Source organism: Paucibacter sp. B51, assembly GCF_027863535.1.
In the GTDB taxonomy this organism is placed as follows: Bacteria; Pseudomonadota; Gammaproteobacteria; order Burkholderiales; family Burkholderiaceae_C; genus Paucibacter_A; species Paucibacter_A aquatilis.
Map to the genome: position 1 here is coordinate 765,304 of NZ_JAPIVN010000002.1, position 13,752 is coordinate 779,055.

The 13,752-nt window shown below is 69.1% G+C and carries 11 protein-coding genes and 2 riboswitches; of the genes, 10 read left to right on the forward strand and 1 reads right to left on the reverse strand.

Features of this window, described 5'->3' with window-relative positions; translation table 11 throughout:
• Positions 1 to 131 precede the first annotated feature (131 nt).
• From OOB33_RS24305 to OOB33_RS24320, 4 genes are all read left to right on the forward strand, one after another.
• The gene (locus tag OOB33_RS24305) at positions 132 to 1,169 is read left to right on the forward strand and encodes a branched-chain amino acid ABC transporter permease (protein WP_271010493.1); all 1,038 of its coding nucleotides are present in this window, start codon (positions 132 to 134) and stop codon (positions 1,167 to 1,169) included.
• Between the two features lie 9 nt (positions 1,170 to 1,178).
• Positions 1,179 to 2,963 (forward strand): branched-chain amino acid ABC transporter ATP-binding protein/permease, encoded by a 1,785-nt coding sequence (locus OOB33_RS24310; protein ID WP_271010494.1) that lies wholly within the window; start codon positions 1,179 to 1,181, stop codon positions 2,961 to 2,963.
• A 25-nt stretch (positions 2,964 to 2,988) separates the two neighbouring features.
• Complete coding sequence (locus OOB33_RS24315; protein WP_271010495.1) at positions 2,989 to 3,738, forward strand: ABC transporter ATP-binding protein; 750 nt, start codon at positions 2,989 to 2,991, stop codon at positions 3,736 to 3,738.
• Positions 3,739 to 3,890: 152 nt separating this feature from the next.
• Positions 3,891 to 6,644: an HD domain-containing phosphohydrolase gene (locus OOB33_RS24320; RefSeq protein ID WP_271010496.1), complete on the forward strand. Its 2,754-nt coding sequence runs from the start codon at positions 3,891 to 3,893 to the stop codon at positions 6,642 to 6,644.
• Between the two features lie 33 nt (positions 6,645 to 6,677).
• On the opposite strand, the gene OOB33_RS24325 is transcribed toward OOB33_RS24320, so the two are convergent.
• Complete coding sequence (locus OOB33_RS24325) at positions 6,678 to 7,409, reverse strand: helix-turn-helix domain-containing protein (protein ID WP_102766003.1); 732 nt, start codon at positions 7,407 to 7,409, stop codon at positions 6,678 to 6,680.
• Positions 7,410 to 7,558: 149 nt separating this feature from the next.
• On the opposite strand from OOB33_RS24325, the gene OOB33_RS24330 reads away from it, so the two are divergent.
• The 6 genes from OOB33_RS24330 (at position 7,559) to OOB33_RS24355 (ending at position 13,646) form a co-directional block, all read left to right on the forward strand.
• Positions 7,559 to 8,626: a hypothetical protein gene (locus OOB33_RS24330; RefSeq protein ID WP_102766002.1), complete on the forward strand. Its 1,068-nt coding sequence runs from the start codon at positions 7,559 to 7,561 to the stop codon at positions 8,624 to 8,626.
• On the forward strand, positions 8,623 to 9,054 hold the full coding sequence (locus tag OOB33_RS24335; protein WP_271010497.1) for an antibiotic biosynthesis monooxygenase family protein: 432 nt from the start codon (positions 8,623 to 8,625) through the stop codon (positions 9,052 to 9,054). Before OOB33_RS24330 ends, OOB33_RS24335 begins: the two co-directional genes overlap by 4 nt.
• Complete coding sequence (locus tag OOB33_RS24340; RefSeq protein WP_271010498.1) at positions 9,051 to 9,506, forward strand: bleomycin resistance protein; 456 nt, start codon at positions 9,051 to 9,053, stop codon at positions 9,504 to 9,506. Before OOB33_RS24335 ends, OOB33_RS24340 begins: the two co-directional genes overlap by 4 nt.
• Positions 9,507 to 9,606: 100 nt before the next feature.
• Positions 9,607 to 10,071, forward strand: coding sequence for a CreA family protein (locus tag OOB33_RS24345; RefSeq protein WP_207795888.1), 465 nt, complete (start codon positions 9,607 to 9,609; stop codon positions 10,069 to 10,071).
• Between the two features lie 43 nt (positions 10,072 to 10,114).
• Entirely contained in the window at positions 10,115 to 11,893 is a 1,779-nt protein-coding gene (locus OOB33_RS24350) for a diguanylate cyclase (protein WP_271010499.1), read from the forward strand.
• A 59-nt stretch (positions 11,894 to 11,952) separates the two neighbouring features.
• Positions 11,953 to 12,046: riboswitch (glycine riboswitch) on the forward strand.
• Position 12,047: 1 nt separating this feature from the next.
• Positions 12,048 to 12,166, forward strand: a riboswitch (glycine riboswitch).
• A gap of 172 nt (positions 12,167 to 12,338) precedes the next feature.
• Complete coding sequence (locus OOB33_RS24355) at positions 12,339 to 13,646, forward strand: D-amino acid dehydrogenase (RefSeq protein ID WP_271010500.1); 1,308 nt, start codon at positions 12,339 to 12,341, stop codon at positions 13,644 to 13,646.
• Positions 13,647 to 13,752: the final 106 nt, after the last annotated feature.

Here is a 13,752-nt window from a genome sequence, read left to right on the forward strand (position 1 = left end):
GCAAACAAGGGCGAAGCAGGCAGTCTAGCGGCAGGCCGGTTTGTCAATGCGGCCCTGTCCCGAGCGGCGCCCGGCCCTCACTTGTTTAGAGTCGGACGCATCCGCCACGCTCTCGCTGCCACTGCCTCTCCATGGATTTATCAATCGCCAGCATCCTGCTGCTCGACGGCCTGAGCAACGGCGCCATCTACGCCCTGCTGGCCCTGGCCACCGTGCTGGTGTTCACCGTGACCCGGGTGATCTTCATCCCGCAGGGTGAGTTCGTGGCTTTCGGCGCGCTCACCCTGGCCGCCCTGCAGCAAGGCCAAAGGCCGGGCACTGTGGTGTTTTTGCTGAGTCTGACCGGCCTGGTCGCCCTGCTCGACCTCTGGGCCGGGTGGCGGGCGGGTGAGGCGGCCACGCCCCTGCTGCGGCGGGTGGTCCAGGCCGCCGCCCTGCCCCTGGGTCTGAGCGCCCTGGCCTGGTGGGCGGCGCCGCTGCAGCTGCCCTTGCTGCTGCAGGTGCTGCTGACCCTGGCCATTGTCACGCCCATGGGCCCCTTGCTGTACCGCCTGGCCTACCAGCCGCTGGCCGACGCCTCGGTGTTGGTGCTGCTGATCGTCTCGGTCGGCGTGCATTTCAGCCTGACCGGCCTGGGCCTGGTGTTCTTTGGCGCCGAGGGCTCGCGCAACCCCAGTTTCTGGGACAGCAGCTTCACCCTGGGCCCGCTGTTCATGGCCGGGCAGACGGTGATCATCCTGCTCGCCTCGCTGGCCCTGATCGTGCTGCTCTGGCTGTTCTTCGAGCGCAGCCTCTACGGCAAGGCCTTGCGGGCCACAGCGGTGAACCGGCTGGGTGCGCGGCTGATGGGCATTTCCAGCACGGCTGCGGGCCGCCTGTCCCTGGCCATGGCGGCCTTCATCGGCGCGCTCTCGGGCGTGCTGATCAGCCCGACCACGACGATTTTTTACGACAGCGGTTTTCTGATCGGTTTGAAAGGTTTCGTCGCCGCGGTGTTCGCTGGCCTGGCCAGCTATCCCGGCGCAGCGCTGGGCGCGGTGCTGGTGGGGCTGCTGGAATCCTTCAGCTCCTTCTGGGCCAGCGCCTTCAAGGAGGTGATCGTCTTCACCTCCATCCTGCCCGTGCTGCTGTGGCGCTCGCTGCGCAACCCGCACTCTGACGAGCATTGAGCCGTGACCATGCGACTGAACCGCAGCCTCCTGCTGCCCATCCTGGGCCTGGCCCTGCTCTTTGCCCTGCCCCTGCTGCCGGTGCCCGAGTTCTGGATCACGCAGCTCAACTACATCGGCATGTTCGCCCTGGTCAGCCTGGGCCTGGTGCTGCTGACCGGTGTGGGCGGCCTGACCTCTTTCGGCCAAGCCGCCTTCGTGGGCTTGGGCGCCTACAGCACGGCGCTGCTGAGCACCCAGTTCGGACTCTCGCCCTGGCTGGGCCTGCTGGCGGGCTGGCTGCTGACCGGTGGCGTGGCCTGGTTGCTGGCCCTGCTGACCCTGCGCATGTCGGGCCATTACCTGCCGCTGGCGACCATCGCCTGGGCGCTGAGCCTCAACTTCAGCATGGCCAATCTGGAGGTGCTGGGCAAGTACGACGGCATCCTCGGCCTGCCGGCGCTGCAGCTCTTCGGCCTCAGCCTGCAGGACGGCCGCGCCATCTACGGCCTGATCTGGGGCATCGCCCTGCTGGCGGCGCTGGCGGTGCGCAATCTGCTGGACTCGCGACCGGGCCGCGCCATCCGTGCGCTGAACGGCGGCGTCACCATGGCCGAGGCCATGGGTGTGTCCACCTTCCGCTACAAGGTCATCATCTTCGTGCTGGCTGCTCTGCTGGCGTCCACCTCCGGCTGGCTGTTCGCCCATGTGCAGCGCACGGTCAACCCCAGCCCCTTCGGCCTGAAGATGGGCATCGAGTACCTGTTCATGGCCGTGGTCGGCGGCGTGTCCAGCGTCTGGGGCGCCTTTGTCGGCGCCGGGGTGTTCAAGCTGGTGGAAGACCAGCTGAAAGAGCTGCTGCCCGCCCTGCTCGGCAGCAATGGCAATTTCGAGATCATCGTGCTGGGCATCGTGCTGGTGCTGGTGCTGCAGCATGCACCGCGCGGGCTCTGGCCCTATGCCCAGCAGCTGCTGCAGCGCTGGTGGCCCAGCCCGCGGCGAACGCAGGACTGGAGCCAGGCAGCGCCTCTGCCCCAGCGCGCCAAGCCGCAGGCGGGCGAGCCGCTCTTGCAGGTCGAGCGCCTGCGCAAGCAGTTCGGCGGTCTGGTGGCCGTGAACGATGTCAGCTTCGGCATCCGGGCCGGCGAGATCATCGGCCTGATCGGCCCCAACGGCGCCGGCAAGTCCACCACCTTCAACCTCATCACCGGCGTGCTGCCGGCCAGCGGCGGCTCCGTGCACTTTCGCGGCGAGGACGTGTCTGGACTGCCCTCGCGCGAGATCGCCCGGCGCGGCGTTTCGCGCACTTTCCAGCACGCCAAGATGATGGCCGAGATGACCGTGCTGGAGAACGTGGCCCTGGGCGCCTACCTGCGCGGCCACAGCGGCACGCTGCGCGCCCTCTTGCGCCTGGACCGCGCCGAGGAACAGCGTCTGTTCCGCGAGGCCGAGCTGCAGCTGCGCCGCATCGGCATGGCCGAGCAAGCGCATGAACTGGCGGGCAATCTGGCCCTCGGCCCGCAGCGCCTGATGGAGATCGCCCGCGCCTTGTGCAGCGACCCCGCCCTGCTGTTGCTGGACGAGCCCGCCGCCGGCCTGCGTCACAAGGAAAAGCAGGCCCTGGCCGAGGTGCTGCGCCAGCTGCAGCGCGAAGGCCTGAGCGTGCTGCTGGTTGAGCACGATATGGAGTTCGTGATGGGTCTGACCGACCGCCTGGTGGTGATGGAGTTCGGCACCAAGCTGATCGAAGGCACGCCGGCCGAGGTGCAGGCCAGCCCCGAGGTGCGCGCCGCCTACCTCGGCACCGAACATTGAATGTCTCTGCCAGGACGCTGAACCCATGAGCTCCCCCACACCCTTGCTGAGCGTGCGCGGCCTGCACGCCGGCTATGGCCGCGCCGAGGTGCTCAGCGGCCTCGATCTGGACCTGCCGGCCGGACAGGTGGTCACGGTCATCGGCCCCAACGGCGCCGGCAAGAGCACCACCTTGAACGCCTTGATGGGCGTGCTGCCGGCACGCGGCCGCATCCTGCTGGACGGCGAGGACATTGCCGGTCTGAGCCTGGAAGAACGTGTGATGCGCGGCCTGGCCCTGGTGCCGGAAAAGCGCGAGCTCTTCACCACCATGAGCGTGGAAGACAACCTGCTGCTCGGCGGCTACCGGCCGCTGCGCCTGGGCCAGCGCGACTGGCGCGAGCAGCTGACCCAGGTCTTCGAGCTGTTCCCACGCCTGCTGGAGCGGCGCGAGCAGCTGGCCGGCACCTTGTCCGGCGGCGAGCGCCAGATGCTGGCCGTGGGACGCGCCCTGATGGCCCGGCCCAAGGTGCTGATGCTGGACGAGCCCAGCCTGGGTCTGGCCCCGCTGGTGGTGAAAGAGATCTTCCGCATCGTCACCACCTTGCGCGAGCGCGGCGTCAGCGTGCTGCTGGTGGAGCAGAACGCCCGCGCGGCGCTGGAGGTGGCCGACTACGGCTATGTGCTGGAGACCGGCGCCATCGCCTTGCAAGGCCCGGCCGCCGCCCTGGCCGGCGACGGTCGTGTGGTCGAGACCTATCTCGGCAGCGCCCGGCACAAGCCGGCCGCCATGTGAGGGCTTGAAGAACCGCGGCGCGCAAAGCGCCGCCGGGCCTGAAATACTTGACGAATTCCCCGCGGGCTTGAAATCCGTCCTTGGGTTCACGCTGATACTGGCCGATGACCTGAAGGCCGCGACGACGGACCGGGGAGGAATCTTTGTCAGCCATGGATCTGTTTGCACTCAACCACGAAGTCACTGCCCTGGAATCGGCCCTGACCGAGCTGCAGGGTGAAGCGCGCCTGAGCGTGCTGCTGCCCCTGGCCTGGCATCTGCGTCAGCGCGACTGCAAGCGCGCCCTGCTGCTGGTCAACGAGGCCGAGGAATGGCTGGCCCAGGTGAGCTGGGATGAAGCCCGCAGCCAGGCCTGCCATGCACGACTCTTGCTGGTGCTGGGCGAGGTGGCCTGGTTGTTCGCCCAGCTCGACGCGGCCGAGCAGTACGCCGAGGCCGCGGTCGAGAACTTCGCCCAGCTGGGCGACCGCGTCGGCTGCGGTGACGGCCAACTGCTGCGCGCCGCCCTGTGCACCGAGCATGGCGACAGCGCCACACGCGACGCCTGCCTGCAACAGGCGCAAGACGACTACCGCGCCGCCGGAGACGCCGAGCGACAGCAGATCGTGCGCGCCATGCGCCTGAACCATGCGGCCTGGCGCGACACCACCGGCACGGCGGCACGGCTGCACAGCGAATTCGCCGGCCTGCCCCAGCCCCTGCCCCCGGCCCTGCAAGCCTGGGTCAGCAGCGCCAATGCCCTGGTGGCCGCCTTCACCGGCGAGCTGGGCATGGCGATCAAGCATTTTCTGCAGGCCCACCACGCGGCCATGGAAAGCGGCCAGATCCGCCACGCCGTGTTTTCAGCCAGCAATGGCGCCGACAATTTCGCGTCGCTCGGCGACCTGGATGCCGCCCTGGAATGGGACGAGCTGGCCCTGGCTCAGGCCCAGGCCTGCGGCTGGCCCGGCACCCTGGGCGGCGCGCAGATGCAGACCGGCAATGTGCTGCGCCTGCTGGGCCGCCTGCCCGAGGCCCACGCCATCCTGAACGAGGCGCTGGGATCCATGCAGGCCCTGCAGCACGCCAGCCGCTACAGCCTGGCCCTGCAGTACCAGGGCGATGTGGCCCTGGACATGGGCGAGCCGGCGGCGGCGCTGGATTGTTTTCTGCAAGCCGAGACCATTGCGGTCAATCTGGGCGAGCCTTTCTATCTGCTGCGCTGCTGGCGCGGCCAGGCCAGTGCCCTGGGCCGGCTCGGCGAGCCCGAGCAGGCATTGAGCAAGATCTCGGCCGCCTTGCTCAATGCCCGCGAGCTGGGCAGCGCCGATGAGCAGATCAAGGTGCTGCGCGTCTTCGCCGAGCTCTACCAGCAATACGCCCTGCCCGCCCCCGAGGGCATGACGGCCGCCAGCCCCACCCTGCACTACCTGCTGCAGGCCTTGCAAATGGCCAGCAGCATCAAGGGCTACATCCTGCCCAGCGACCTGCTCGACGAGCTGGCCAATGCCTACGCTGCCACCGGTGATGCCGCGCAGGCTCGCCATTACGGCCAGGCCGCCGCAGCCGCGCGTGACAACAAGCGCCTGGACGATGCGCGCAACCGCGCCATGGCCATGCAGGTGCGGCAGGAGAGCGCCTTGGCCCGTGCCGAGGCCGAGTACCACCACCGCCTGGCGCAGGCCGAGAGCGAACGCGCCGCCCAGCTGCAGGAGGCCAGTGCCACGCTGGAGACCCTGGGCCGCATCGGCCGCGAGATCACCGGCAGCCTCAACACCGACGCCGTTTTCGCCGCGCTGTATCGCCACCTCGGTCAGCTGCTGGACACGACCTCCTTCTTCGTCTACCTGCTGGAGCCAGGCGGCCATGCGCTCAAGGCCGCCTTCATCAACGAGGCGCGCCACCGCTTCCCCTCGCCGCTGATTTCGCTGCAAGATCCCGAATCGCTGACCGCACGCTGTGCCCGCGAACGCTGCGAGCTGTTCTTCCCGTCCGCGCCCCGCAGCCATCCGCCCGGGCATCTGATGGGGCCACTGGAAACGCAGAGCATGATGTTCTCGCCTCTGCTGATCGGCGACCGGCTGCTGGGCGTGATGTCGGTGCAGTCGGTGGACAGCCATGCCTACGGCGAACGCGAGCAATCGATCTTCCGCACCCTGTCGGCTTACGCCGCCATCGCCCTGGACAACGCCGGGGCCTACGCCGCCGCCGAGACCGCGCGCCAGCAAGCGAACGCCGCGCTGGAGGCCCTGAACGAAGCCCGCGCCAAGCTGGCCGACCGCGCCGAATGGCTGGCCGAGGAGGTGCGCAAGGCCACCAACCAGATCGTTCAGCGCGAGCGCGAGACCGTGATCCGCCTGTCCAAGGCGGCCGAGTACCGCGACCCCGAGACCGGCGCCCACATCCTGCGCATGGCGCATTACTCCGAGCTGATCGCGCGCGGCCTGGGCCTGCCCGTGGCCGACCAGGAGCTGCTGCTGGAAGCCGCACCCATGCACGACATCGGCAAGGTCGGCATCACCGACAGCATCCTGCTCAAGCCCGGCCGGCTGACGCCGGAAGAGTTCGAGATCATGAAGCTGCACGCCAGCTACGGCTACGAGATCCTCAAGGACAGCTCCTCCCTGGTGCTGCAGGCCGGCGCCGCCATCGCTCTGGGCCACCACGAAAAATACGATGGCACCGGCTATCCGCAAGGCCTCCAGGGCGAGGCCATTCCCATCTTCAGCCGCATCGTCGCCGTGGCCGATGTCTTCGATGCCCTGACGTCCGAGCGCCCCTACAAAAAAGCCTGGACCTTGGAGGCCGCAGCCGCCCACATCAAGGCCCATGCGGGCAGCCACTTCGACCCGGACTGTGTGCGCGTCTTCTTCGAGCACTGGGACGAGGTGCTGGACATCCGCCAGCGCTTCCAGGACGAGGATTGATGCGCCGGGCGCGGGCGCGGGCGCGGGCGAGGCTCAGGCCTCGCCGAGCAGGCGGCGCAAGCCCGCCCGACCGCGCGGCGTGATGCGCAGGGCGCGGCTGTCCAGCGCGCCCTCCACCCAGGCCTTGCGTTCCAGCAGCGCCAGCCAGGCTGCGCCCAAGGCGCCGCCCAGATGCGGCCGGCGCACGCTCCAGTCCATGCAGGGGCAGGCGAAGCGGCGCCGTTGGCGCAGCGCCGCGCCCAGGTCCAGACCCAAAGCCGCCAACGCATCCTGGCCCGCCAGGCTCAGCTGATAACTGCGAGCGTCCTCGGCTTGTACAATCAACCAGCCCTGCTGAAGCAGGTGCTCGTGCCAGCGCACGGCCCACTCGCCGGCCATGTGGTCATAGCAGCGCCGGGCCTCGCGCAGCTCGGGCGGCGTGCTTGGCTCAAAGCGCGGCAAGGCCTCGCTGTGTTGGCGGCCCGCCAGCACCAGCAGGGCCTCGAGCGCAGCGCCCACTTCGCCCCCGGCCAGGCTGTGGTAGCGATGACGCCCCTGGACCTCGCAGCACAGCAGGCCGGCCGCGACCAGGCGGCTCAGATGGGCACTGGCCGTGGAGGCCGCGATCTCGGCCGCCGCCGCCAGCTCGGTCGCAGTGCGGGCATGGCCATCGAGCAGGCAGCACAAGATGCGCGCACGCGCGGGCTCGCCCATGGCCTGAGCCAATGCGGCCAGGGCTTGATCGGCAAAGCCGGCGCCGCGGGGCGGCAAGGGTGTGTCATCCATGCTTCGATGGTAAGCGAAGCATGTGCGCAGCCAGCACCAGACACTGACGCGTCTGAACTCACTAAGCCCCTCTCTCCGCCTCCATGCCCTGCCCCTTCACCTCCCCACTTCCACCCGAGGCCCCATCCAGCCCAGCGGCCGACACCCCCATGGCCGCGCAGGACTGCAAGCGGTTTGATTTCGACCCCATCTTGCAAGCCCATGTGATCGCGGGGCCTGATCTGCTGCGTCAGGCGCTGAGGCATCCGGACCTCGGCGTGCGGCCGCCCGATCAGCCCCTGCCGCCAGCCTTGCAAGGCCGCCGCTTCGGCGCCATTTACGGCCAATGGCTGCGCATGCGCGAAGACCCCGCACGCAACGCAGAACGACAGGCGCTGGAGCAGGCCCTGACCGCGCTCGACCGCCGCGTGCTGCAGGCCGAGGCCCAGCATCAAGCCCGCCTGGCCTTGAGCCAGAGCTGGGAGGCCTGGCAATGGTCCAGCCTGCCGGCCAGCCTGGCCGCCATGCTGGGCGTACCCATGTCCAGTGCAGCGGATCAAGCCTCGCTTCGGCAGCAGCTCCAGGCCCTGGCCCAGGCGCTACGACCGGAAGCCGGGCCGCGCGAGCTGGACGCGGCCGACCAGGCTTGCGAAGCCTTGACGCAGGGCCTGGGCCGCCAGGGCCCTGCGCCGCTGTGGCGAGGCTTGAGCCTGCCGAACTGGGATGCAGCAGCCCAGGCAATCGGTTTGCTGTGGCAAAGCCATGAGGCTGGCGCCGGATTGCTGGGCCAGGCCCTGCTGGCCGGCGCGGGGCATGAGGCAGAGCTGCTGCGGCTGGCGCAGAGCCCGGGCGTCATCCAGCATACGCGGCGCTGGGCCTTGCACGACTGCCGCTTGGGTGACAGCTACCTACCGCGGGGCACGGCCCTGCTTCTGCGCCTGGCTTGCGAGCCCGCGGAGCCGGGCGCCGGCCTGAGCTTCGGACACGGCCGCCATCAATGCCCGGGCCAGGAACTGGCCTTGCTCATGGCGCAGGCCACCCTGGGCGTCGCCCGCCAGGCCTTGGCGCAGGGCATCGCGCCCCCGTCCTGGCAGGGCCACCATGCACTGGCCCATGCCCGCGTGCCGCGCCTTGCCGACAGGGCCGACCGAGCCGAGAGCCTCGTGCTTGCTGACGCCAAGCTGCCCACCGAGCGAGCGCCAACACCCTCGACCACAGCCCAGGAGTCGCGCCCATGATCCTCGTGGTGTTTGAAGTGAAGCTCGCAGCCGGCCAGCGCGAGCATTACCTGGCGTTGGCGGCGGCCTTGCGGGCGGAGTTGGCGCAGATCGACGGCTTCATCAGCATCGCGCGTTTCCAAAGCCTGAGCGATCCCGACACGCTGCTCTCGCTGTCCTGCTTCCGTGACGAAGCCGCCGTCCAGGCCTGGCGTTCGCAAGCCGCCCACCGCGAGGGCCAGGCCCAGGGTCGCGCGACAGTGTTTGCCGACTATCGCCTGCGCGTGGCCGCCGTGCTGCGCGACTACGGCTTGCACGATCGCGTGCAGGCACCGGCGGACAGCCGGCAGGCCCTGGAAGCGCCCCTCGCCGGCGGCGCGCAACTCGCCCAGCCAAGCCACGGATGCCGCACACAATCGGCGCTTCGCCACGCCCCCCATCCACCGTGAACCGCTGCGCGCCCACCGAACCCTTCTGGAACCCCATGGTGCCCGAGCTCGCCGTCAGCGATCTGGCTGCATCGCTGCACTTCTACCGGGCCTGCGGATTTCAGGTCCGCTTTCGCCGCGATGATCCCCCGTTTGCCTATCTGGAACTCGGCCGCGCGCAACTGATGCTGGAGCGAGACCACGCGCACAGCTGGCTGACCGCGCCGACCGAAACGCCGCGTGGCCGCGGCATGAATCTGCAGATCGAGGTCGAGGATGTCGAGCAGCTTCAGGCGCAGCTGCGCCAGTTCGGCTGCCCCCTCTTCCGCGCGCTGGAAGAAAGCTGGTACCCGGTGTCCGAGCGGGAAGAAGAAGGGCAACTGGAGTTTCTGGTACAAGACCCGGATGGCTATCTGCTGCGCTTTTGCCAAGTCCTGGGCTCACGCGAACGCCCGAGCCCTCGCGAGCACTGACGCCCCACCACTCGACGCCACCGCACACGCCGCCACCATGCCCAAGCCGCACACCCTGCTCGCCTCGAAGATCTCCTCGTTCTGGCACCCTGCCGGCCTGATGGGGCTGGGAATCGCAGCTCTTTTCTTGGGCCTGCCGGCCCGGGCGAGCGGCGAGGCCGTGGGCGAGGTCGACACTGCGTTCAAGCTGATCGGCCCCGATCACAAGGTGGTGGTGGAGGCCTACGAAGACCCCAAGGTCACGGGCGTGACCTGCTACGTCTCGCGCGCCAAGACCGGCGGCATCAAGGGCGGCCTGGGCTTGGCCGAAGACAAGGCCGAGGCCTCCATCGCCTGCCGTCAGACCGGGCCGATCGGTTTCGCCAAGCCCCTGGCACGGCAGGAAGAGGTGTTCAACGAGCGCATGTCCCTGGTATTCAAGAAACTGCGCATCGTGCGCATGGTCGACAGCCGGCGCAACACCCTGGTCTACCTGACCTATTCGGACCGTCTGGTCGACGGCTCGCCGCAGAACAGCGTGACCGCCGTGCCGGTGGATCGCGCCACGCCGATTCCGCTCAAGTGAGCGCAGTGCCAGGCGGCAAGCCCGAGACCTTGAACGCCGGCCGATGAAAGCCCGAGCACAGCCTCCCTGCCGCCCCCGGCTCACGCCGGAGCAGGTGGACGCGCTGAATGCCGAAGCCTACGCGCTGCGCATGTCGGACACGGCGCGGGCCTTGCGTCTGGCGCAGCAGGCCCATGAGCAGGCCCTGGCCATCGACCACCCGCGCGGCCTGGCCTATGCCTTGCTGCGCTGGAGCCTGTGCGAGTTCATCCTGGGCCAGCCGGTGGCGCCGCTGCAAGCCCGGCTGGATCGGGCCCACAGCCTGCTGGAGGCGCTGGGCGAGATCGATGGTCATCTGGATGCCTTGAACTTGCAGGCCCTGATACAGGCCCGCCAAGGTGACTATGAACAGGCCCTGCATTTGGACCAGCGAGCCCTGGAACTCGCCCGCCTCCACCAGGCCAGTCATGCCGAATCTCGCGCCCTGAACAATATGGCGGTGACCCGCCTCACGCAGGGCCAATTCCCGGAGGCCCTCGAGTTGCTTCAGCTCAGCCTCGCACTGGCCGAGCACAACGGCTCCATCGTCGATCAGGCCTATGCCCTGGGTCAGATGGGCCAGGTGCTGCAAGGCATTGGTGAGATGGACTTGGCCGCGGAGCATCTTCAGCGCAGCCTGCACTGCGCACGCCAGACCCAGGACCTGGCGCGCCAGGCCACCAGCGCGCTGGACCTGGGCACACTGCTGAGCAAACTCGGCCAGCATGCCGAGGCTTGCCTTCTTCTGGACGAAGCGCTGACCCTGTCGCGGCGCACCGGCAATGTCAACGATCTCGGCCAGGCACTGCTGGGCCTGGGCCAGTCCTGCCTGGCGCGAGGGGCAGTGGACGCGGCCCTGGCCGCCTTCGAAGAAGCCCGGCCGCTGGCCCTGAGCGTGGGCGACAGCCCTTCGCTGTGCAGCATCGAGATGGGCCTGGCCGACGTGTGGCAAGCCCGAAACGATCTGCCGCAAGCCCAGGGCGCCCTGGAACGCGCACTGGCTCATGCCACGAAAGGCCGGCTCACCGCCCTGGCAAGCCAGGCTCATCGGGCCCTGTCCGAGCTGGCCGAGCGGCGAGCCGATCACGCCCTGGCCCTGCAGCACTACAAGGCCCACCATGCCTGCGAACAACGCCTGCTGGGCGAGCACTCGCAGCAGCGCCTGCGCGGCCTGTTCGTGCGCCAGCAGGCCCAGGCCCTGAGCCAGGAATTGCAGGCAGCCCGCCAGGCGGATCAGGAAAAGCAGGCCTTGCTGACGCAACTCTCGGCGCAAGCCGACTTGCTGCGCCAGCTCAGCCATGAGGACGCCCTGACCGGCCTGGCCAACCGCCGCTGGCTCGACCTGCTGCTGGAGCAGGAGTTCGAGCGCGCGGCGCGCTTTCGCCACCCGCTCAGCCTGGCCATGCTGGACCTCGATCACTTCAAGGCCGTCAACGATCGCTTCGGCCACGCGGTCGGCGACGCCGTGCTGCGCCAGCTTGCTCGCCTGCTGCGTGACCACTGCCGGCGCGCCGATGTGGTGGCGCGTTATGGCGGCGAGGAGTTCACCCTGATCCTGGTGGAGGCCCCCCTGCCCCTGGCCAGCCAGCTCTGCGACAAGCTGCGCCAGCAGATCGAGCGCTTTGACTGGCGCAGCCTGCACCCCGATCTGCATGGCATCACCGTCAGCATGGGCCTGGCCGGCAACGCCGAAGCCCACACGCCCGAAGCCTTGTGCGCCCTGGCCGATGAGCGCCTCTACCAAGCCAAGGGCGAGGGCCGAAACTGTGTCCGTCCGACCGGACTCCTGGCCGACTCTCGCTGATCCCAGGGCTGCCCCGCATTTGCCCTGACTTCGCATACAGGCAAGCCCGTCTACACTGCACACCGGATTCAGGAGAGTGCAGGCCCGCTTTGGACCCTGCCGCCGAAGGCGCAAGCTCCCATACTCGCTCAGGCCCCGTACTGGATCCGTCAACAAGCCGAATGCTGGAGAGAGCGGCCCGCGCAGACGATGCGCAAGCCGCCACCGAAGGAGCAAGGCCATGCCCCCGGGGCGCGGCTGAATCTCTCAGGTAACAGGGACAGCGGGAGCGGCGCGCGTCAAGCGCACGCTCTTGCTGCCATTGCCCGATCTGTGCTCTGCCCGGCTCGCGCCCCACCCTGGGGTGCCTCACCTGCCTGGAACGAAACACAGCCCGCGCTGGGCCTGGGCGTACGCCTGCGCGTCTCACTCAACGGTCTGTTTGTCTTGTTTCAGGAGTGCACACATGCACGCAATCGTCCTGGGCGCCGGGGTCACCGGCGTCACCACCGCCTGGTATCTGCGCCAATCGGGTTTTGAAGTCACCGTGATCGACCGCCAGCCCGCGGCCGGCCTGGAAACCAGCTATGCCAACGGCGGCCAGATTTCCGTCTCGCATGCCGAGCCCTGGGCCAACCCGGGCGCGCCGCTCAAGGTCTTGAAATGGCTGATGAAGGAGGATGCGCCCCTGCTCTTCCGCCTGCGCGCCGACCCGGCCCAGTGGCGCTGGGGCCTGCAGTTCCTGCGCGAATGCACGCCGGGCCGCACCGCCCACAACATCCGCAACATCGTCAATCTGGGCCTCTACAGCCGCGAGCAGCTGCAGCGCCTGCGCGCCGCCACCGGCATCGCCTACGACCAGCGCCAGCAAGGCATCCTGCACTTCTACACCAGCGAGCAGGAGTACGCCGCTGCGCAGGAGCCGGCCCGCATCATGCGCGAGCAAGGCTGCGAGCTGGACATGAAAACGCCCGAGGAATGCGTGGCCATCGAGCCGGCGCTGGCGCAATGCCGCGCGCAGATCGTCGGCGGCAGCATGACGCCCAGCGACGAGTCGGGCGACGCCCATCGCTTCACCCAGGCACTGGCCGCCCTGGCCGAGCAGGCCGGGGTGAAGTTCCGCTACCAGACCCGGGTGCTGGGCTGCGAGCGCGAGGGCCAGGATCTGGCGCGGGTGATCGTGGCCGATGCGAACGGTGAAATCGAGCGCCTGACCGCCGACCGCTTTGTGCTTTGCCTGGGCTCCTTCAGCCGCGGCCTGGCGCGCGAGCTGGGCGTGTCGCTCAACATCTACCCGGCCAAGGGCTACTCGATGACGCTGCCGGTGATCTCGCCCGCGCACAGCTACCAGGTCTCGCTGACCGACGACGAGTACAAGCTGGTGTTCTCGCGCCTGGGTGATCGCCTGCGCGTGGCCGGCACGGCCGAGCTCAATGGCTATGACAGCACGCTCAATCTGCGCCGCTGCGAGGCCTTGCTGCGGCGCACGCGCGAGCTGTTCCCGCAGATGGTGGCGCCCGAGGGCCAGCCCAGCGGCGCCCAGTACTGGACCGGCCTGCGCCCGGCCACGCCCTCCAACCTGCCTTACATCGGCGCCAGCCGCGTTGGCCGCCTCTTCCTCAACACCGGGCACGGCACCCTGGGCTGGACGCACAGCTGCGGCTCGGCCGCGGCCCTGGCGGACCTGATCTGCGGCCGCCGGCCCGAGCTGGATTACGCCTTCTGCGGGCCTGAGCTCGGCGCCTGGGCCGGCCGGGCGCAAGCGGCCACTTGAGCGAACCGGCCCAAGCCCGCCGGCGCGGGCCTTGTAAGCCGGCCGGGCTTCCTCTACCCTGAGGCCAGAGCCGAGCGGACCCCTCCCCTGCGTCAAAGCCCGGCAC

Coding starts and splice junctions, on each gene's coding strand:
- OOB33_RS24305 (WP_271010493.1), top strand. CDS start 132: ATGGATTTATCAATCGCCAGCATCCTGCTGCTCGACGGCCTGAGCAAC.
- OOB33_RS24310 (WP_271010494.1), top strand. CDS start 1,179: ATGCGACTGAACCGCAGCCTCCTGCTGCCCATCCTGGGCCTGGCCCTG.
- OOB33_RS24315 (WP_271010495.1), top strand. CDS start 2,989: ATGAGCTCCCCCACACCCTTGCTGAGCGTGCGCGGCCTGCACGCCGGC.
- OOB33_RS24320 (WP_271010496.1), top strand. CDS start 3,891: ATGGATCTGTTTGCACTCAACCACGAAGTCACTGCCCTGGAATCGGCC.
- OOB33_RS24325 (WP_102766003.1), bottom strand. CDS start 7,409: ATGGATGACACACCCTTGCCGCCCCGCGGCGCCGGCTTTGCCGATCAA.
- OOB33_RS24330 (WP_102766002.1), top strand. CDS start 7,559: ATGGCCGCGCAGGACTGCAAGCGGTTTGATTTCGACCCCATCTTGCAA.
- OOB33_RS24335 (WP_271010497.1), top strand. CDS start 8,623: ATGATCCTCGTGGTGTTTGAAGTGAAGCTCGCAGCCGGCCAGCGCGAG.
- OOB33_RS24345 (WP_207795888.1), top strand. CDS start 9,607: ATGGGGCTGGGAATCGCAGCTCTTTTCTTGGGCCTGCCGGCCCGGGCG.
- OOB33_RS24350 (WP_271010499.1), top strand. CDS start 10,115: ATGAAAGCCCGAGCACAGCCTCCCTGCCGCCCCCGGCTCACGCCGGAG.
- OOB33_RS24355 (WP_271010500.1), top strand. CDS start 12,339: ATGCACGCAATCGTCCTGGGCGCCGGGGTCACCGGCGTCACCACCGCC.